At 70.3% G+C, this 20278-nt stretch carries 13 protein-coding genes; 6 read left to right on the top strand and 7 right to left on the bottom strand.

Translation table 11 applies throughout. From position 1 onward, the window contains the following. Window positions 1-2 precede the first annotated feature (2 nt). From rny to RAH39_RS00760, 3 genes are all read left to right on the top strand, one after another. Window positions 3-1622 (top strand): ribonuclease Y, encoded by a 1620-nt coding sequence (gene rny, locus RAH39_RS00750; RefSeq protein ID WP_306590890.1) that lies wholly within the window; start codon window positions 3-5, stop codon window positions 1620-1622. Window positions 1623-1698: 76 nt separating this feature from the next. Next, complete coding sequence (locus RAH39_RS00755; protein ID WP_306590891.1) at window positions 1699-4761, top strand: hybrid sensor histidine kinase/response regulator; 3063 nt, start codon at window positions 1699-1701, stop codon at window positions 4759-4761. A gap of 3 nt (window positions 4762-4764) precedes the next feature. After that, a complete protein-coding gene (locus tag RAH39_RS00760) occupies window positions 4765-5094 on the top strand; it encodes a DMT family protein (protein WP_306590892.1) in 330 nt (109 codons plus the stop codon). A 3-nt stretch (window positions 5095-5097) separates the two neighbouring features. On the opposite strand, the gene RAH39_RS00765 is transcribed toward RAH39_RS00760, so the two are convergent. The 5 genes from RAH39_RS00765 to purH form a co-directional block, all read right to left on the bottom strand. Next, entirely contained in the window at window positions 5098-5736 is a 639-nt protein-coding gene (locus tag RAH39_RS00765) for a response regulator (RefSeq protein WP_306590893.1), read from the bottom strand. Next, a complete protein-coding gene (locus tag RAH39_RS00770) occupies window positions 5733-8684 on the bottom strand; it encodes a sensor histidine kinase (RefSeq protein WP_306590894.1) in 2952 nt (983 codons plus the stop codon). The genes RAH39_RS00765 and RAH39_RS00770 overlap by 4 nt, the downstream gene beginning before the upstream one ends. Window positions 8685-8790: 106 nt before the next feature. Beyond that, a complete protein-coding gene (locus tag RAH39_RS00775; RefSeq protein ID WP_306590895.1) occupies window positions 8791-11103 on the bottom strand; it encodes an ATP-binding protein in 2313 nt (770 codons plus the stop codon). Between the two features lie 72 nt (window positions 11104-11175). Continuing rightward, window positions 11176-13797 (bottom strand): alanine--tRNA ligase, encoded by a 2622-nt coding sequence (gene alaS / locus RAH39_RS00780; protein ID WP_306590896.1) that lies wholly within the window; start codon window positions 13795-13797, stop codon window positions 11176-11178. A 98-nt stretch (window positions 13798-13895) separates the two neighbouring features. Continuing rightward, window positions 13896-15440, bottom strand: a complete 1545-nt coding sequence (gene purH / locus RAH39_RS00785) for a bifunctional phosphoribosylaminoimidazolecarboxamide formyltransferase/IMP cyclohydrolase (protein ID WP_306590897.1) — start codon at window positions 15438-15440, stop codon at window positions 13896-13898. A gap of 385 nt (window positions 15441-15825) precedes the next feature. On the opposite strand from purH, the gene RAH39_RS00790 reads away from it, so the two are divergent. Genes RAH39_RS00790 through RAH39_RS00800 form a run of 3 tightly spaced genes read left to right on the top strand, consistent with a single transcriptional unit; the run spans window position 15826 to window position 18465 of the window. After that, on the top strand, window positions 15826-16164 hold the full coding sequence (locus RAH39_RS00790; RefSeq protein ID WP_306590898.1) for a hypothetical protein: 339 nt from the start codon (window positions 15826-15828) through the stop codon (window positions 16162-16164). A 60-nt stretch (window positions 16165-16224) separates the two neighbouring features. After that, the gene (locus RAH39_RS00795; RefSeq protein WP_306590899.1) at window positions 16225-17673 is read left to right on the top strand and encodes an NADH-quinone oxidoreductase subunit G; all 1449 of its coding nucleotides are present in this window, start codon (window positions 16225-16227) and stop codon (window positions 17671-17673) included. A 15-nt stretch (window positions 17674-17688) separates the two neighbouring features. Next, on the top strand, window positions 17689-18465 hold the full coding sequence (locus RAH39_RS00800) for a C40 family peptidase (protein ID WP_306590900.1): 777 nt from the start codon (window positions 17689-17691) through the stop codon (window positions 18463-18465). 10 nt (window positions 18466-18475) lie between these two features. On the opposite strand, the gene RAH39_RS00805 is transcribed toward RAH39_RS00800, so the two are convergent. Both RAH39_RS00805 and RAH39_RS00810 read right to left on the bottom strand, forming a co-directional pair. Continuing rightward, window positions 18476-19258 (bottom strand): hypothetical protein, encoded by a 783-nt coding sequence (locus RAH39_RS00805; RefSeq protein WP_306590901.1) that lies wholly within the window; start codon window positions 19256-19258, stop codon window positions 18476-18478. An 84-nt stretch (window positions 19259-19342) separates the two neighbouring features. Next, entirely contained in the window at window positions 19343-20272 is a 930-nt protein-coding gene (locus RAH39_RS00810) for a lysophospholipid acyltransferase family protein (protein WP_306590902.1), read from the bottom strand. Window positions 20273-20278 lie beyond the last annotated feature (6 nt).

A 20278-nucleotide genomic window follows, 5' to 3' on the forward strand; every position in this document is an offset into this window, starting at 1 on the left:
CAATGACCTTGATCGCTTGGATTTTTCTCTGTCTTGCCATCGCTTCGGGGGGCGTCGCCCTCCTGATGGCCATGAAGGCCCAGAAGGCCACGCAGGAGGGCTCCCAGGCCCTCGCCAAGGCCGAGGCCGACACCAAGGCCCAGCGCCAGAAGCTGCTGGAGGAGGCCAAGTCCGACGCCCAGCGCCTGCGCGAGCGGGGGGAGCAGGAGGCGGAAGCCCTCCGTAAGGAAGCCGAGCTGAAGGTCAAGGAGCAGGCGCTCCAGGCCCGGCAGGAAGCCGAGAAGCTGATGGCGGAGCGCCACAAGAACCTGGAGAAACAGGAGCAGCGCCTCCAGTCCAAGGAGGAGGGGCTGGACAAGAAGCTCCAGCAGGTGGACCTGAAGACCAAGGATCTCGACGGCCTGCAGGAGAAGCGCAAGGCCGAGCTGGAAAAGCTGGAGACCAAGCAGGCCGAAGCCCGGCAGCTGGTGGAAGCCCAGGCCCAGCGGCTGGAGGAGATCGCCGGCCTCACCCGGGACGACGCCAAGAAGGAGCTGACCGCCCAATTGGAGTACTCCGCCAAGATGGATGCCGCCAAGCTGGTGCGCCGCATCGAGGAGGAGGCCCAGGAAGAGGCCGCCAAGAAGGCCCGGTGGACCATCGGCGCGGCCATCCAGCGGGTGGCCTCGGATGTGGTGGCCGAGCAGGCCGTGAGTTCCGTCCAGCTTCCCAGCGATGACCTGAAGGGCCGGATCATCGGCCGCGAAGGCCGCAACATCCGCGCCCTCGAGAAGGCCACCGGCTGCGACCTGATCGTGGACGACACGCCGGAGAGCATCGTCGTCTCCAGCTTCGACCCCATCCGCCGCGAAGTCGCGCGGCAGGCCATCCTCAAGCTGCTGGCCGACGGCCGGATCCATCCCGCCCGCATCGAGGAGGTGGTGGAGAAGGTCAAGGTCGACATGGACCAGCACCTCAAGGAGATCGGCGAGGCCGCCTGCATCGAACTGGGCTTCCCGGACGTCCATCCCAAGCTGCACAAGCTGGTGGGCCGCCTGAACTACCGCACCTCCTACGGCCAGAACGTCCTGGAGCACACCAAGGAAGTGGCCCGCATCGCCGAGTACATGGCCGGCGAGATGGGGGCGGACGCCCGGCTGGCGCGGCGCGCGGGGCTGTTCCACGACATCGGCAAGGCCATCGATCGCGAGGTGGAGGGCACCCACATCGAGATCGGGATGCAGCTGATGCAGCGCTACGGCGAGAAGGAAGAGGTCGTCCACGCCATGAGCTGCCACCACGGGGACTTCGAGCCCCGCACGGTGGAGGCCATGCTGATCACCGCCGCGGACGCCCTCAGCGCCGCCCGCCCCGGGGCCCGCCGCGAGATGCTGGAGACCTACGTCAAGCGCCTGGAGAAGCTGGAGGAGATCGCCGGCAGCTACAAGGGCGTGCAGAAGAGCTACGCCATGCAGGCGGGCCGCGAGATCCGCATCCTGGTGGACGCCGGCTCCGTGAACGACGATCAGGCCTACTGGATCGCCAAGGACGTCAGCCGCCGGATCGAATCCGAGATGCAGTACCCGGGTCAGATCAAGGTCACGGTCATGCGCGAGCTGCGGGCGGTGGAAATCGCCCGCTAGGTTCCGCTTTCAAAATGAAGCGCCACGGGACCCCGGCGGCTCGCATCCGCTCTAAAAACAGGCCCTAGTCCCCGCCGTGTCTGCTGATACAGTCCAGACAGCCTCTCTTCTCCGGTCGGTATCAGCTTTGGACGCGTCACCCATCCCTCCTCCCCCGGCCGGCCGTCTCGGCTCGCTCGCGGAAAGGGCCCTCCGGGGCCTCTTTCAACGGGCCTCGATGGCCTTTCTGATCCTGGATCGGGAAGGGCGGATCCTGCACGCCAATCCCCGCGCATTGCTGATGCTCGGCGCCGGAGAGGACGATCTCCCCCGCCTCGGATTCGAGCAGCTCCGCCACGACCTGCCGCCGGCGCAGGCCCGGGCGTGGTTCGAGGGGATCTCCCGCGCGGGAACGGATCGGCCCGACGTGGCGAGCTGGCTGCGTCTCGACGGAGAGGCCCTGCCCGTGCGGCTCACCGCCCTGGGGCTCGGCGCCGAGGGGGACGAGCACGTCTTCGTGTGGGGGCGCGACCAGTCCGAGGAACAGTTGGCCAACGGGAGGCTCGCGGAGAGCGCCGGGCTCCAGCGCCATCTGGCGGAGGGCATCTACGCCCTGAGCCTCGCGCGCAGCCAGGAGGAGGTTCACCGGGTGCTCCTGGCCCGCGCCGCGGCCATCCTGACGGGTCCTCACTGGTTCCTGGGGCGGTACGAACTTGCGGGGGACCGGCGCCGGCTCCAGGTGGTGGCTTCCGCGCCCTCGCTCGCCTCCCGGATGGGGGCCCTGGTGGAGGGCCTCGCGTTCCCGCTCCAGGACACGGGCTTCGCCCGGGAAGTCTACGAGCACCGGCGGATGTGCTTCGTGGAGGACGCCGCGGCCTCGCCGTCCATGATCCAGCCCGACCTGGTGGAAACCTCGGGCCTGCGCAGCCTCCTGGGCGTGCCCCTGGTCTTCGAGGGGCGTCTGACGGGCGTCCTGTTCGCCGCCACGTTCCAGGACGAGTCGCCCACGCCCCTGCGGGAGAGCCTGTTCCCCGTCCTCCAGAGCCTGGCGCGGATCGCGGCCCTCGCGCTGGAGCGGCTGGGAGGCGAGGATCGGCTGGAGGAGGCCGCCAGCCTGTCGCGGGAACTGGCGCAGGGCGTGCGGGAACTCTCCGAGGCCGGCGACGAGGACACGCTGATCGCGGGACTGTTCCGGTGGGCGGCGCGGCTGGCGCCCCTGCCCGAGTGGTGGTTCAACCGCTACGACGCGGCCGTGGACGGGAGCGTCACCACCCATTGGACCCCGGGACTCGATGCCTTCGGCTCCCCCGAGGAGATCCGCGAGCCCGTGCGCGTCGCGGGCAATGCGTTTCTGGAGGAGATCCACCTCCGCCAGCGGGCGGTGTTCATCCCGCACTGCGAAGACGTGCCGGAGCTGTTCGATCTGGCGACGTGGCCTTTCCGATCGGTGGTGGGCCTGCCCCTGGCCCACGAGGGCAGCGTCGTCGGCATCCTTCACGGCGGCGCGTTCGGGCCGCAGGGGCCGGTGGCGCTGTCCCAGGAGCGCTTCGAGGCCCTCAAGAGCCTGACGGAGGCCGCGGGCCTGGTGATGAAGCGGGTCCACGCCCGGCAGGCGCTGGAGGCGCAGGAAGCCCGCTTCCGGATGCTGTTCGAGCAGACGCCGGATCCCATCGTGCTGCTGTCGGGCGCCGCCATCGCCGACGCCAACCCGGCCGCCTGGCGGCTGTTCGGTCTCGGCGCGGACGAATTGCTGGGCCGGCCCATTCTCGACCTCTGCCCCGAGCACCAGCCGGACGGATCGCCCAGCAGCGACCTGGGGCGGTGCCACATGGAAGCCGCCCGGCGGGGTACCTCCGGCCAATTCGAGTGGACCTTCCTCTGCGAGGGCGGTCGGGAGGCGATCTGCCAGGTGAACCTCACCCGGCTGGATTACGGGGACCGGCCCATCTTCCACGCCATCGTCCGGGACCTGACGGCCCAGAAGCGGGCGGAATCCGAGCGCGCGGCCCTGGAGCGCCAGCTGTTCCAGGCCCAGAAGATGGAGAGCCTGGGCGTCCTCGCGGGCGGCATCGCCCACGACTTCAACAATCTGCTGATGGGCGTCCTCGGCCATGCCGGACTGGCGCTGGAGCAGCTGAATCCGCTCCATCCCGTGCGGCGCAATCTGGAGGCCATCCAGAAGGCGGGCCACCGGGCCGCGGACCTCACGCGCCAGATGCTGGCCTATTCGGGGCGCGGGCAGTTCGTGGTGCGCCACCTGGATCTCACCGCCCAGGTGGAGGAGATGCTCCACCTCCTGGAGGTGAGCCTGCCCAAGACCGTGGTCCTCAACCTGGGCCTGAAGCGCGGCCTGCCGGCCGTTTCCGCGGACGCGTCGCAGATCCAGCAGGTGATCATGAACCTGGTGATCAACGCGGCGGAGGCCATCGGAGAAGTCTCCGGCGCCATCACCCTCGCCACCGGCGTCCAGCGGCTGGAGGAGACCGCCATCCGCACCATGCTCGTGGGGCAGGACGCGGCGCCGGGAACCTACGTCTACCTGGAAGTGACGGACACCGGCTGCGGCATGGACGCCGACACCATGGCGCGGATCTTCGAGCCCTTCTTCACCACCAAGTTCACGGGCCGGGGTCTCGGCCTCTCCGCCATCATGGGCATCGTCCGCGGGCACAAGGGCGCGCTGCGGGTCTATTCGGAAGTGGGGCGCGGAACCACGTTCAAGGTCCTGTTTCCCGCCCAGGAGGAAGCGCTGGCGCCCGCGGCCCAGGCGAGCCGCGAAGCCCCCTGGCAGGGAAGCGGGCTGATCCTGGTGGTGGACGACGACGAGACCGTCCGCGCCGTCGCCCGGCAGGCCCTGGAGCTGCGGGGATTCCAGGTCATCGAGGCCCCCGACGGGCGGGCGGCGGTGGATCTGGTGCAGGAGCAGGGCGCCACCGTGGGCCTCGTCCTCCTGGACATGACCATGCCCCACATGGGCGGGGAGGAGGCCTACCGCGAGATGCGGCGCCTCCAGCCCGACCTGCGCGTGATCCTCAGCTCCGGCTACAGCGAGGCCGAGGCCATGAGCCGCTTCCTGGGCAAGGGCCTGAAGGGGTTCCTCCAGAAACCCTATGGACCGAAGGACCTGCTGGCCAAGGTCCAAGCGGTGCTGGAGCCCTGATCGATGCGGACGGTGCTGCTGCTCATCCTCAGCAACATATTCATGACCTTCGCGTGGTACGGCCACCTGAAGCACCACCGCGACAGCCCGCTGTGGCTCGCGATCCTGGCCAGTTGGGGCATCGCCTTTTTCGAGTACTGCCTGATGGTCCCCGCGAACCGGGCCGGCTACGGCCGGTTCTCCCTGCCCCAGCTCAAGGTGATCCAGGAAGTGGTCACGCTTCTCGTGTTCGCGGTCTTCACCGCGACGTGGATGCGGGAGCGCCTGCACCTCAACCACCTGTGGGCGGGGCTCTGCCTCGTGGGCGCGGTGTTCTTCACGTTCCGGCGCTGACGCTCAGGACTTGAGGTGGACCAGCCCGCGGCGGAGGGCCACCACGGCGGCTTCCGTCCGGTCCTTCACCTGGAGCTTGCGCAGCAGGTTGTTCACGTGGATCTTCACCGTGGGTTCGGCCAGCCCCAGCGTCTCGGCGATCTCGCGGTTGCGCTGGCCCTCGGCCACGAGCCGGAGGACGTCCAGTTCCCGGGCGGTCAGCTTCTCGGCCTCCATCGCCTCCACCAGCCGGGCGGCGGTGGCGGGCGGAAGGTAGCGCTGCCCCGAGGCCACCGCGCGCACCGCCTCGATCAGGATGGCCCGGCGGACGCTCTTCAGGAGGTAGCCTCGCGCGCCCGCCTCCAGGGCCCGCTGGATGTCGGCGTCCCCGTCGAAGGTGGTGAGCACCAGGATGGAAGCCGTGGGATCCTCCCGCCGGATGGCGGTGATGGCCTCCACCCCGGACTGGCCCGGGAGCTGGAGATCCATGATCGTCACCGTGGGCCGGAGGGTGCGCCAGGCGTTGACCGCTTCGCGGCCGTCGCCGGCCTCGCCGACCACTTCCAGGTCGGGCTCGCCCTGGTGGAGGATGGCCACGAGACCGTCCCGCACCACGGGATGGTCGTCCACGATCAGCAGGCGGATGGGGGAAGGCTGGGTCATGATCGCCACCTCGGGATGGGAAGGGTGATGGTGATGCGGGTGCCGAGGCCGGGGCCGCTGTCCACGTCGATGCGCCCCCGCCACTGGCGGACGCTCTCCCGGATGCTCCGCATCCCGTAGCCGGCGGCGTTCGCGGAAGGGTCGAAGCCCTGGCCGTCGTCCTCCATGTGGAGGCGGACCTGGCGCCCCTCATACTGGAGGACCACGCGGACCCAGCGGGCATGGCCGTGGCGGAGTGCGTTGGTCAGAGCCTCCTGGGCCATGCGGAGCAGTTCCTCCTCCAGGCGCGGGCCCAGAGGGCGCGGCTCGCCGGTCTGGGCCAGTTCCACCTGGATCTCCGTTCCCGCGAGCAGCCGGTCCGACAGGGACCGCAGCGCCCCCAGCAGGTCCATGCCCTCGGGCCGCCGCGGCTGGAGCGTCATCACCGAGCGGCGGGCCTCCTGGAGGCTGGCGACGGCCAGTTGTCGCGCGTGGTCCAGGCGGGTGAGGACGGGTTCGGGATCGCCGGCCAGCCGGCCCAGCTTGGCCTCCGCGGCCTCCAACTGAAGGAGGACGCCGGTGAAACCTTGGGCCAGGTGATCGTGGATCTCCCGGGCCATCCGGTTGCGCTCCGCCAGGACCGCCGTGCGCGCCTCCGCCTGCTGGATCCGCAGCCGCACCAGCCACGCGGCGAAGGCCGCCAGCAGCAGCGCGCACAGGCCCCAGAAGGCGGCGCGCTGGTAGAAGAGGGGCAGCACCACCACATCCACAGACTGCTCCGCAGGCTCGCCCCGTTCGTCCCCGCGCCAGCCTTGGAGCACGAACCGGTAGGAGCCCGCCGGCAGGTTGGAATAGGTCGCGAAGCGGCGGTCGCCGACCTCGTTCCACGCCCGCTCCCAGCCCTCCAGGCGATAGCGGAACCGCACCTTGTCCGCGCGGAGGAGCGAGGGCGCCGTGTAGTGCAGCTCGAACCGGTGGGTGCCCGCCGGGACGCGGAGCAAGGGACCGGCGGGCAGGAGGGCGTCGTCGCCTTCGGCCTTCAGGAGCTGGATCCTCAATGCGGGTTCCGGGGAGAGGTCCGTCTTCGGCGCCAGGCGGGCCAGCCCCCGGCTGGTGGAGAGATACAGCTCGCCCTCGCGGGTGATCCAGCTGGTGGGCTGCGGCTCCGGTTGGGCTTCCCGCGAAGGCAGCCCGTCGTGGTGGTCGTAGAGTGCCGCCGCCAAGGGGCCTTCGCCTTCCGGCGGGAGGATGCGGAAGACGCCGCGGGGCGTGCCCGCCCACAGCCGGTGTTCCGCGTCCTCCCCGAGCGCGTGGATGGGCAGGGCCGCGGGACCGCCTTGGCCTTCGAAGGCCTGGAAGGCGCCATTCCGATAGCGGCGGAGGCCGTCCGCCGTGCCGACCCACAGCGTCCCGTCACCGTCCAGGTGGAGGCAGCGGACCCCGCTGGAGCCCAGGCCCTCCGCCCGCCCCAGCCACCGCGTCCGTCCGGATTCCAGGATGCCCAGCCCCCGGTTGGGATCGGCCAGGAACAGGGGACCGGGGCCCCCTCCTGCGAAGGCCTGGACCCCCTGGATGGCGGGATGGATCACCGGGGAGCCGTCGGGTGGGAGCCGCACCAGCCCCTGCCGGGCGCTCGCCACCCACAGGACGCGGTTGGGATCCTCGTACAGCGCCACGATGGCGTCCGGCTGGGTGCCGTCGGGCCAGTGGAAGGGCCGGGTGCGGCCTTCCTCCAGGATGTTCAGCCCGCCAAGGGACGTCCCCACCCACACGCCACCGGCCGCGCGGGGCCACAGGGCGCTGGGGACACCGCCAAGAGACGGAGCCGGGCGGAGGCGCTCCACCCGGCCGCCCCGGATCTGGGCGAGGGCATGGTCCCGCGTGAGTCCCCACACGTCTCCGCGCACGTCCTGGCAGACCATCAGGACCGTCTCTTCCGCCTCGCTCCCCGCCACGGGGAGGCTGTGGAAAGGAACGGGGTAGAGGGCGCTCAGGCCGCGGGTTTCGCTGCCCGTCCACAGCGCGCCGGCGCGGTCTTCGAGAAGGCACAGGGGCGTGGCCCGGGAGCCGCCCGCTGCCGGAACCGCCTCCAGCCGGCCTTCCACGGTCCGCCGGAACAGGCCGCCCTGCTCGAATCCCACCCACAGGCTGCCCCGGCGATCCACCCGCAGGAGGCTGACGGCTTTCGATGGCAGGCCCCGGGCCCAGGGAACGGGCTCCAGCCGGCCCGCCTCCAGCTTGAAGATGCCTCCCGAGGTGGTGCCGGCCCACACTTCGCCCTGCCCGCCCGCGCTCACGGCGGTGAGTTCCGCGGAACCTACCGCGGCCATGAGGAGCCGGTCCTGCTGCAGGCGCCACAGGCCCGTTCCGGCGACCGCCCATATCGCGCCCGTCTCGTCCTCGGCCAGGGCGCGGATCCGCAGCTGGGCGGCGTCGCAGGGGACGGGCCGGAAGGCGGTCCCGTCGAACCGCAGGAGGGGGCCTTCCGTCGGCGCGGCCCACAGCGTTCCGGCGCGGTCCTTCAGCAGGCGCCGGATGGGGCGGTCGGGCAGTCCCTCGGCGGCGCCAAATGCGCGGAGCGCGCCCCGGTCCAGCAGGTAGAGTCCGGGCTCGGAGGTTCCGATCCACACCGCGTCGCCGGGGCCCTCGGCGAGGCACTTGACGGCGTTGGAGGAAAAGCCGGGGACATTGAGGCGCGAATAGGGCTCGAAGGCGGCCCCGTCGAACCGCACCAGGCCCGCTCCCGTGCCGATCCACAGGAAGCCGTCCTCGGTTTCGGCGAGGGCTTCCACCGTGTCCTGGAGCAGGCCGTCCTCGCTGCGCCAGGCGCGCTGAGCGCAGGTGGCGAGGGGACGCGCGGGATCCAGCGCCAGGGCTGCCCCGCCGATCCACAGCCACGGCAGCAGCCACACCAGCCAGCGCGCGGCGCGCCGGAGCGAGAGGCGAGTTCCTGCGGTGCGCGGGCCCATGGAAGCTGCAGGTTAGGGCATGGAGAGAAGGCGGGCAACGGAAAAACGTCTAGATCGAAGGGTCTAACGCTAAGAATATATTCAAGATAACGACGACCTCCTTCCGCTATTCGAGCGCGTGGCCCGCCAGCAGTTCGTCCATCAGCGCCAGCAGGCGGGGCATTTCGAAGGGCTTGGGAAGCAGGCGGACGCGGGGATCCTGGGCCAGCGTTGCTTCCATTCCTTCGAGGCCCTGGCCGCTGATCAGGATGAACGGCGTGTCCGAGCCTGCGGCGCGGATCCGCTCCAGCAGCTCGAGCCCCGTGCAGTCCGGCATCCGGTGGTCGCTGAGGACCAAGTCGAAGGAGGCCGCCTGCCAGGCCTGCCACGCCACCGCGCCGTCGGGGGCAGCGGCCACCTGGGCCCGGGCGAGGGTGAGGGCGTCCGCCAGCATGTCGCGGAGCAGCGCCTCGTCCTCCACCACCAGGATCTTCACGCCGGCGAGGCGGGTCTCGGCCCGGAGCGGTTCCTTGGGATGGGGCTGCGGATCGTCCTCTCCGTCCGCCGCGGGAAAGGTGATCCGGAAGCGGGCGCCTCCTTCGGGGCGGTTGCTCGCCTGGATGGTGCCCTGGTGGGCCTTGACGATCCCGAAGGCCATGGCGAGGCCCAGGCCGGTGCCCTTCCCCAGCTCCTTGGTGGTGTAGAACGGCTCGAAGATGTGCGACAGGGCCGCGGGGGCGATGCCCTGGCCGGAATCGAGCACCTCCACGGAGGCGAGGCCCGGCGGAGCCGCCGCCGTGCGAAGTTCCAGGGTGCCGCCGTTGGGCATGGCGTCCCGCGCGTTCACCGCGAGGTTCATCAGGACCTGCTCCAGCTGGACCGCGTCGCCCCGGACCCGCGGCAGGGCGGGATCCAGGTCGAGCACCAGGCGGATCCGGCCCCCCAGCAGGCGGTCCAGGATGGTGGCGGTCTCGCCCACCAGGAGGTTCAGGTCCAGGCGCTTCAGCTCCGGGCGCGACTGGTGGCTGAAGGACAGCAGGGCCTTGGTGGTCTGGGCGCAGCGCCGGGTGGCTTCCTCGGCGCGGAGGATCCGGTTGAGGACGGGATGGCCCTCCGGCAGCAGTTCCCGGCTGAGGTGGAGCTGGCCCAGGATCGCCGCCAGCTGATTGTTCACGTCGTGGGCGATGCCTCCGGCCAGAGTTCCCACGGTCTCCATGCGCTGGCTGTGCTCCAACTGGCGCTGGAGCCGGGCGCGGTCCGCCAGGGTCTCGCCCGCCTTGCGAAGGGCGTGGTCCAGGCTGCGGATTTCCTGGATCTCCGACGTGGTGGCTGGCGGCGGCTCGCCCTGGCCCAGGGCCTCCGCGAGGGCGCTCAGTTCCGCGATGGGCTCCGCCACGTACCGGGCGATCCGCCGGATCCGCCAGGCCGCGAGCCCCAGGGCGAGCACCGCCAGGCCCAGCATGCTCCCCACCCGGAAGTGGGCGGGGCCGAGAAGATCCTCCTCGGGGACCACCAGCAGAAGCCGCCAGTGGAGGCCCGCCAGCCCCTCGAAGGGAAGGGCCAAGCCGAAGGCCGGCGCCGTTCCCAGGGTGATGTGCTGGGCGTCCTTCGCGGAGCCCCTCGGTCCCGTCCAGCCGCCCAGGATCTCCCGCGGCAGGGGCTTGAGAAAGGCCCGCCGCCGGCTCCCCACGGTTTCGAAGGCGGCATCGCGGGGGAGGATCAGGGCGCGGCCTTCCAGATCCGTCACCAGGCAGCGGCTCCGCGGCGAGGGCTGCGCGGCCCACACGGCCTCGGTGAGGTCGTCCAGCAGGAAGTCCAGGGCCGCGACGCCCTGCAGGCCCGCCCCGTCCCGGATGGGCAGGGTGAAGGTGACCCCCGGATCCTGGGTGGTGTAGAACACGTAGGGATCGGTCCAGACGGGCGTGGCGGCCAGCGCGCCGGTCTGGTACCAGGGCCGGGTGCGGGGATCGTAGTCCATGGGCGTCCAGGGGCCGCTGGACAGGATCCGGCCCGTGGGATCCAGGCGGTGCCAGCGCACCCGCGCCCGAGGGCCGGCGTCTTGCAGTTCCCGGTAGGACCACGCGCCGCCGATGCGCAGGAAGAGCAGGGAGGCGCCGTCGGTCCGCGCGAGGTTGAGGCTGGTGATGCTGTGCTGGGCGCTGAGCACGGGCATGACGATCCGGGCCGTCTGATCGGGCCGGGCGAGGTCGAGGATGCCCTCCACCCACCAGTCGCGGATCACGCCGCCGATGGATTCCGAGGCCTCCAGGTCCCGCCGCAGGCTCGTGTCCAGATGCTCCAGGGCCGTCCGCGCCCGGGCGCTGGCCTGGTGTTCCAGGGCCTGCTGCTGGCTCCACCACGCCAGCCCCAGCAGGAGCGCGGACACGCCGGCCATGAGGACCAGCAGGTCCCGCAGCAGCAGGCGGCGGATCGGGAGCATGGGCAGACCTTTGGGGAAGGTTCTCCCCATTTTGTCGGCCGCCTTTCGCGGAAATCTGATCCTGGTGCGGTTCTACAGCGCCGCGCGCAACGCCGCGAAGGCTTCGGGCAGGCCGGCGGGACGGGTGCCGCCCCCCTGGGCGAGATCCTTTTTCCCACCGCCCCGTCCGTTCAGCGCGGGCAGCATGGCCTTGAAGAGGGCGCCCGCATCGTAGGGCAGGTCGGAAGAGACCGACACGAGCGCGGCGACCTTGTCCTCGGCGGCCTTGGAGGCCAGGACGATGACGGCGCTGCGGTGGCGGGTCCGGACTTGGTCCATGAATTCGCGCAGGGCGTTGCCTTCAAGGCCCTCAACGGAGGCGGTGACGAGGGTCACGCCCTGGATCTGTTCCACCTGCTCGGCGCTGCCGCCGCCGCTGGCGGCCCTCAGCTTGGCCTCCTTCAGATCGCGCTCCAGCTGGAGGATGCGCTGCTCGCGAGCGGTCAGCAGGTCGGGTAGGGCCTCGCGGGCGGCGTTGGCCTGTCGCGACAGCCCCAGGATCATGGTCTCGTCCGCCTGGAGCAGCTCCAGGGCGGTCTCCCCGGCCACGGCTTCGATCCGGCGGACGCCCGCCGCCACCGCGCTTTCCGACACGATCTTCACGACGCCGATCTCGCCGGTGTTCGCCACGTGGGTTCCGCCGCAGAGTTCCGTGGAGAAGCCGGGGACCTGCACGACGCGCACGACATCGCCGTACTTCTCGCCGAACAGCGCCATGGCGCCCGAGGCCAGGGCCTCGTCGATCTCCATCTCCCGCACCTTCGTGGGCAGCGCCTTCAGCGCTTCCCGGGAGGCCAGGCGCTCGATCTCGGCGATCTGCTCCGGCTCCAGGGGCGCGAAATGGGTGAAGTCGAAGCGGAGCCGGCTGGCGTCCACGACGCTGCCCGCCTGCTTGACGTGGGTGCCCAGGACTTCTCGCAGGGCGGCGTGGAGCAGGTGGGTGGCCGTGTGGTGCGCGCGGACGCGGCGTCGGCGGATGTTGTGGACCATCGCGTTGACCGGCATGTTCTCCCCGAGGGAGCCGGTCACCACCACCTTGTGGAGGTGGCGCTTGGGCGCGGGGGCCGTGCAGTCCACCACTTCCGCGTGGCCGCCCTCGAAGCGCAGCTGGCCGGTGTCGCCCACCTGGCCGCCGGACTGGGCGTAGAAGGGCGTGCGGTCGAGGAGCGCGTAGCCCTCGCCCGTGAGCTGCTTCACGCGGCGGTTCTCCGCGTCGAACAGGGCCACCACGTGGGCCTGGCTCTCGAGGTGGTCGTAGCCCGTGAAGCGGGTGGGGGGCAGTTCCGCCAGGATCGCGAGATCGCCCGCCAGCCGGAGGTCGTGGGCCTTCATGGCGGCGCGGGCGCGGGCGCGCTGCGTGGCCAGTTCCTGCTGGAAGCCGGGGAGGTCGGCGGTCACGCCGCGTTCCCGGCACCAGTCCTCCACCAGGTCCACGGGAAACCCGTAGGTGTCGTAGAGGCGGAAGATGTCGGCGCCGCCGAGGGTGCCCGTGGAAACGTCGCTGGCCTCCAGGAGCTTCAGGCCCGTGGAGAGGGTCTGGCTGAACTGGCGCTCCTCGTGCCGCAGGGACTTCTGGATGCGGGCCATCTCGCTCAGCAGCTCGGGATACTGATCCCCCATGGCCTCGAACACCGCCGGGGCCAGCTCCGCGAAGAAGAGCCCCTCGATCCCCAGCTTCCGCCCGAAGCGCAGGGCCCGGCGCACGATCTTGCGGAGGACGTAGCCGCGGCCCTCGTTGCTGGGCACCACCCCGTCGAAGCACATGAACGTGGCGGCGCGGATGTGGTCCGCGATCACCTGGGAGGCCGTACGGTAGGGATGCTCGCCGCGCTCCTCGGGCTTGACCTTCGCCGCCTTCCAGATGGCCCGGAAGATGGGGGCGAACAGGTCGATCTCGTAGTTGGTGTCCACGCCCTGGAGGATGCTGGCCGTCCGCTCCAGGCCCATGCCCGTGTCGATGCTCGGCTTGGGCAGGGGCGACAGGACGCCCTGGGCGTCCCGCTCGTACTGCATGAAGACCAGGTTCCAGATCTCCATCACGCGGTCGCCGTCGCCGTTGGGCGTGGCATCGCCGGGGATGTGGGCGCCGCGGTCGAAGTGCATCTCCGAGCAGGGGCCGCAGGGGCCGGTGTCGCCCATCTGCCAGAAATTGTCCTTCTTGCCGAAGCGCATGATGCGGTCCGGCAGGACGCCGGCGGCCCGCCACAGGTCCTCGGCCTCGGTGTCGGCCGGGACGCCGTCCGCGCCCTCGAACACCGTGATCCACAGGCGCGTCGGATCCAACCCCAGGCAGCCCTGGTCCACGGGCCCCGTGAGGAACTCCCAGGCGAAGCGGATGGCGTCGGCCTTGAAGTAGTCGCCGAAGCTGAAGTTCCCGAGCATCTCGAAGAACGTGTGGTGGCGGGCCGTGAACCCCACCTGGTCCAGGTCGTTGTGCTTCCCGCCCGCGCGCAGGCACTTCTGGCTGGTGGTGGCCCGGCTGTAGTCGCGCCGCTCCTTGCCCAGGAACACGTCCTTGAACTGGATCATCCCCGAGTTGGTCCACATCACCGTCGGATCGTCCGCCGGTCCGATCACCGCGCTGGACGCCACCCGGCGGTGGCCCTGGCGTTCGAAGTACTGGAGGAATCGCTGGCGGAGTTCGGAGGTCTTCATGGGGTACCTGAAAAGATAAAGCCAACCACCAAGGCACCAAGACACCAAGAAAAACCAAGCAGTCCTTGGTGTCTTGGTGCCTTGGTGGTGAATCGGTTTTAGTGCCTGAAGTGTCTCATGCCGGTGAAGAACAGCCAGACGCCCAGCTTCTGGGCGGCGGCGATGACTTCGCTGTCGCGGAGGCTGCCGCCGGGCTCGACGAAGGCGCAGACGCCCTGACGGGCGGCCACTTCGAGGCCGTCGGCGAAGGGGAAGAACGCGTCGCTGCCTAGGACGGCGCCGCGGGCGCGCTCTCCCGCCTTGCGGCAGGCGATCTCCACGGAGTCCACCCGGCTCATCTGGCCCGCGCCGATGCCCACGGTGGCGCCGTCCTTCACCAGAACGATGGCGTTGGATTTCACGGCCTTGGCCACCCGCTGGGCCAGCACGAGATCCTCGGTCCGCGGCTTGGGGCCGGAGCCGCTGGCCTTCACCTCCCAGGTCTCGTAGGGCGCGAAGGCGTCGTCGGCCCGCTGCACCAGGTAGCCGCCCCCGATGGAGCGGGCGTCCAGCCCTTCGGCGCTCAGGGGCCAGTGGTCGGGCGTCTGGAGGATGCGGAGCTGCTTCTTGGCGGCGAAGACCTCCAGGGCCTCGCCGGTGAAGGCGGGCGCCAGGATCACTTCCCAGAAGTTCTGGGCCATGACGTGGGCCACTTCGACGCCCACGGGGCGGTTGAAGGCCACGATCCCGCCGAAGGCGCTGACGGGATCGCCGGCCTGGGCGCGCATGAAGGCTTCCAGCGCATGCGGCCCCTGGCCCACGCCGCAGGGGTTGTTGTGCTTCACGATCACGCAGGCGGGAGCGGGGAACTGCCACACCAGCCGGGCGCAGGCGTCGGCGTCCAGCAGGTTGTTGAAGCTCAGCTCCTTGCCCTGGTGCTGCTGGCAGGCCGCCATCCCCTCGGCCTTCCGGCCCGGCTCCACGTAGAAGGCCGCGGGCTGGTGGGGATTCTCTCCGTAGCGGAGGCCCTGCTTCTGGACGAGGTTCAGCGCCAGATTGTGGGGCAGGTCCGCGACCTTGCGGGGGGCCAGGTCGCGCGCCATCCAGCCCGCGATGGCGGCGTCGTAGGCGGCGGTCCGGCGGAAGGCCTCCAGGGCGCAGCGGCGGCGGTCCTCCAGGCTCCAGGAGCCGGCATGCAGCTTCTCGAGGAAAGGGGCGTACTGGTCGGGATCCGTGAGCACCGTGACGGAGGCGTGGTTCTTGGAGGCGCTGCGGATCATGCTGGGGCCGCCGATGTCGATCTGCTCGATGGCCTCGGCGGCGGTCACGCCCTCCCGGGCGATGGTGGCCTCGAAGGGGTAGAGGTTGATCACCACCAGATCGATGGGATCGATGCCCTGGGCCTTGGCGTCGGCCACGTGGGCGGGCAGGTCCCGCCGGTAGAGCAGGCCGCCGTGGATCCGGGGATGCAGGGTCTTCACCCGGCCGTCGAAGCATTCCGGCGCGCCGGTGTAGGCCGCCACTTCCTGGGCCTCGAGCTTCGATTCCTGGAGGGTGCGGAGGGTTCCCCCCGTCGCCAGCAGGCGCCAGCCCTGGGCCAGCAGCCCTTCCGCCAGGGGGATGAGCCCCGTCTTGTCGTACACCGAGATCAATGCCGTCGGCATGCCCGCCCCCTGAACCCTCGATTTTCCCATGGTTAGGGCGGGTTTTCAAAGTGGAGTGCGGCCGCGCAAGGGGCGCCACCCAAGCGAGGCAAGGAAAGCGACGAAGGCGATAGGGGCACTATCGCCGAGGGGCTTGACGCAGGATCGCGCCGGGTGTCGCCCCTTGCCCGACGGGACGTCGCCCAGCCGCACCCCTGACTGCGTTAGGGGCCTCGAACGATGTCCCGCATCGCCTTTCGGCCCCTGCCTTGCCATGGGCGCGGCTGGGCGACGTCGCGGCTCACATCCACTTTGAAAACCCGCCCTGAGGCCCATTCGGAAGGGTTCCGAACCCAGGCTTGGGTTCCCGGGACGGGGGCCGAAAAGGAGGCGAAAGGAGGACCCCATGGAAACCCAGGTCGAAGTTCAGTTCACCGTCCAGCACACCGTGGAGCAGCTGAAGGAAGCCTTCGTCAAACGGGGGCACATTCCCGACTGGCACACGGTGGAGGGCGGAGGGGCGCCGGACCTGTTCTTCGAGACCAAGGTGGTGAGCCTGGGATTGTCCTCGGAGAAGGATCGCCAGGCCTGGTTCGTGTTCTCGCTGGAGGCCACGGGCGAGCTGCGGAAGCGGGTGGTCATCCCGAATGTGATCCCCGCCACAGTGAACCTCGACATCCCGGATCTGGAGGATTTCCTGGATTTCTGCCGCCGCTGCATGGTCGGCGCGGTCGGGGTGCGCTGAGCCCCGCCTCCTTTACCTGCCGGTCGTCAAGCCCCATCCTGGAAGCCCTGGAGTGGGCCCATGCCGACGATCAAGATCAACGATGTTGAACTGAGCGTGGCTCCCGGCACCTTGGTGCTGGACGCCTGTCGCACCGTCGGCATCGACATTCCGCACTACTGCTACCACCCGGCGCTGACGCCCGTGGCGACCTGCCGCATGTGCCTCGTGGAGATCAAGGGCCAGCCCAAGCTCGCCACCAGCTGCACCACGCCGGTTCCGCCCGCGCCCAAGGACAACCCCGACGCGGTCGTGATGGAGGTCCTCACCAACTCGCCGGCGGTGGCCGACGCGCGGGCCGGGGTGATGGAGTTCCTGCTCATCAACCACCCGCTGGACTGCCCCATCTGCGACCAGGCGGGCGAGTGCAAGCTCCAGGACTACTCCTACGACTACGGCAGCGGCGACTCGCGCATGGCCGAGGTGAAGCGCCGCTACCGCTACGAGGACCTGGGCGCCAAGATCGTCATCGACAAGAACCGCTGCATCCACTGCACCCGCTGCGTCCGCTTCACCCGCGAGATCAGCGGCGGCGGCGAGCTGATCGTCGCCCAGCGCGGCGCCGGGCTGGAAGTCACCACCTACACCGGGAAGACCCTGGACCAGAACCCCTACGCGGGGAACGTGGTGGACCTGTGCCCCGTGGGCGCCCTCACCAGCCGCGACTTCCGCTTCCGCAAGCGGGTCTGGTACCTCAAGAGCACGCCGTCCATCAGCCGCCATTCGGCCCTGGGCAGCCCCATCTGGATCGACCACGAGGGCAACCGGGTCTACCGCCTCCGTCCGCGGCCCCTGGAAGGCAAGGAGACCACGCACTTCATCAGCGACGAGGAGCGCTACGCCTACGGCCACTACAACCGCGCCGACGCCGCGCCCCTGCCGATGCTGAAGGGCGCGCCGACCTCCTTCGACGACGTGCGGGCCGCGCTGCAGGCCGCCGGTTCCGTCGCCGTCATCGGGCAGGGAACGTTCGGATGCGACGCCGCCCAGCGCCTGGGCGACGTCGCCGCCTCCCCCGAGCTCCGCTACGGCAGCGGGGACCGCACCATTCCCGTGGTCCTGCCGAAGTACCAGACCAGCGCCGACGGCATCCTGAACCGCCGCGGCTTCACCGAGCGCGGATTCCGCTTCGGGGCGCTGGAGGAGCTGCTGGGCAAGGTCCAGGCCGGCGAGGTCAAAGCCGTGGTCCTGCTGCACGACGCGGCCTTCACCAGCGCGAAGGAGACGGAGCTGCTCGGCCGCATCCTCCAGGCGGCCTCCTTCAGCCTGGCGCTCGAAGTGACGCCCTCGGACCTGGGCCGATCGGCCACGGCCTGGCTGCCGATCGCGAGCTACGTGGAGGAGAGCGACTTTATCGTCAACCACGACGGCGAGCTGCGGCGCTACCAGAAGGCGATCCAGCCGCCGCAGGGCGTCCGCCCCGTGGCCGCCCTGGCGCGGGACCTGGCCGCCGTCCCCGCGGCGGTCTGAGGCACGGGAGGGACCATGTTCCTCCACGACGCCCTCACCCGCGCCCTGGTGCGCTACCTCACCGCCGAGCTCCCCACCTACCAGCGGCGGGTGCCCAACGACCTGGACCACCTGCGGGCCGAGCTGCGGCCCGGCGACGTGGTGCTGGTGGAGGGCATGTCCCGCATCAGCCGGATGATCATGATGCTCACCCAGAGCTCGTGGAGCCACGCCGGGATGTACATCGGCGACGCCCTGCTCCGCTGGGGCGGCCCCCACGCCGACGAGGCGCTGGAGCGGTTCGGGCCGGAAGCCTTCCACCTCCTGCTGGAGAGCGACATGGCGGATGGCGTCCAGGCCAAGCCCGTGGCGTGGTACGGGGACTACAACCTCCGCGTCTGCCGGCCCACGGGGCTGGCCACGGAGGACCTGGAACAGGTGGTGGCGGAGATGCTGCGCCACCTGGGGCTGCGCTACGACCAGCGCAACATCTTCGACCTGGGGCGCTACCTCACGCCCTTCAACCTGCTGCCGGCCCGGTGGCGGCGGCGGCCTCTGTACCTGGGCAGCTCCACCAGCCGCGAGGTCATCTGCTCGGCCCTCATCGCCCGGGCCTTCTACCAGGTGGGCTTCCCCGTCCATCCGTTGGTGAGCCAGGGAGAAGGGGAGCGCGCCCGGTCCGTGATCGCGCGCCATCCGAGCTACATCATGCCGAGGGATTTCGACCTGAGCGCCAACTTCGAGGTGCTCAAGATCAATCTGGCCCCTACGCGAGGACGGGCGTCCGAAGACGCCCGTCCGCTGAAAGCCTGAGGAAGAAGAACTACTTCTTCACCACCTTCGCGTCCTCGACGATGGCCGCGTAGGTGTAGCCCGCGCCGAAATCCTTGTCCAGGCGGAGGGTGCCGCGGAGGGTGACGGTGTCGCCCTTGGCCACCTGGTCGGCGGAGGTGAAGGTGATGTCGTGGGTGCCCTTGGCGGCGTCGCCGGTGCCGTCCTGGAGGTGGATCCAGTTGCGGCCCATCACACCGGCGTTGTACTTCACGACCTTGCCGCGCACGGTGACGGTCTTCTCCTTGAGGCCCGTCTTCTGGGCCCACAGCTCGGCCACGGTGCGCGCGTCGGCGCCGGCGGCCTTCTCCACCTTGCCCACTTCCACGGGCGCGGTCTGGCCCGCCTGGCCGTGGGGGTTGGCGTTGCCCATGCCCGCGGGGGCGGCGTCCATCCCACCGGCCATGGGGGCGGGCGCGGCCGCCGGGGCTCCGCCCGCGGGGGCGAGGGTGCCGAAGTAGATCTCGGCGAAGGTCCGCTTCATGGTCTTGGACTCGAAGTCCCGCATCAGCATGGGATTCGCGATGGTGACGTCGGCGCCCTTCTCGAGCTTGGTCTCGGGAACGGCCGCCCAGATCTCGCCCTGGGGCGTCTGGAGCTTCAGGTAGCTGTACGGCGAGGCCTCGATGCGCTCCAGCAGCTTGCCGGCGATCACCGGGCCCGCCGCCGGGGCGCTCTGGCCCTGGGTGGGGGCGGCCACCACGGGCGCGCCGCTCTTGTTGTTGCAAGCCAGCGTGGCCGCGGCCACGAGAGACATGGTGAGAATGGCACGCATGGGAAAGACTCCTGTGGGGACCGGGGAATCCCGGCTGCCGAAAAGCTTAAGTCTAAACCCCTATGACGGGCGACACGGCCCGGGTCAGGCCTCCAGCGGGTCGTCCCAGAAGGGGTAGAAGCAGTACCACTGGCTCGGATGCCGCCGGATCAGGGCCTCCAGGTCGGCCACGTAGGCGCGCATTCCGGCTTCGATCTCGGCCATCCGTTCTCCGCGTCCCCCGCGGATGTGGATGGGCTCGCCGAACCGCGCGTGGAAGCGCCCCCGCTCGTCCGCGAAGAAGAAGGTGGTGACGATGGGCGCGCCGGTCATGGCCGCCAGTTCCCAGGGACCCCGGGGAAAGCGGGCCTCCCGCCCGAAGAAGGGGATGGGAAGGCCGTTCCGGCTGAAGTCGCGGTCCCCCTGCATCCCCACCAGCGCGCCTTCGCGGAGCAGCTTGATGAGGGGAAGGGTGGAGAATCCCACGCCGTCCACCGGGACGCCCGCCACGCCGCCCTGGGCGCGCATCCGCTCGCGCAGGCGCTCCACGGCCTCGAAGCGATCGGGCTTGTAGACCGCGTGGATCTTCTGGTTCCGGCTGCGGAGCAGCGTGCCGCCCAACTCGAAATTGCCCGCATGGGCCGTGAGCAGGATGACGCCCTTCCCTTGGGCGACGGCTCCGTCCAGGCGAGCTAGGCCCTCCAGCTCCGCGAACTGGGCGAGGGCCTCTTCGGGCGGGCGCTGCCCGTAGAAGAAGAAATCCACCCAGGCCCGGGCGTGCTGGCGCACCATGTCGCGGGCCGTGCGCTCTACCGCCGGATGGGTGGGACGAAGCCCCAGCACCCGGGCGGTGTTCCCGAGGATCGCGTCGAGGTACTTGGGCCGCAGGGCGAGGAAGGCGCCCGCCACCAGGTCGGCGATCTCGTGGCCCTGCTCCCGGCGGCTGAAGGTGCGGGCCAGGACGTGGAACAGGGGAAAGAGCGTGCCGAAGACGGCGCCGTAGGCCAGCCCCAGGATCCGCGAATCGCTCTGCATCCGGTC

This window comes from Geothrix sp. 21YS21S-4 (genome assembly GCF_030845995.1).
Taxonomy (GTDB): domain Bacteria; phylum Acidobacteriota; class Holophagae; order Holophagales; family Holophagaceae; genus Geothrix.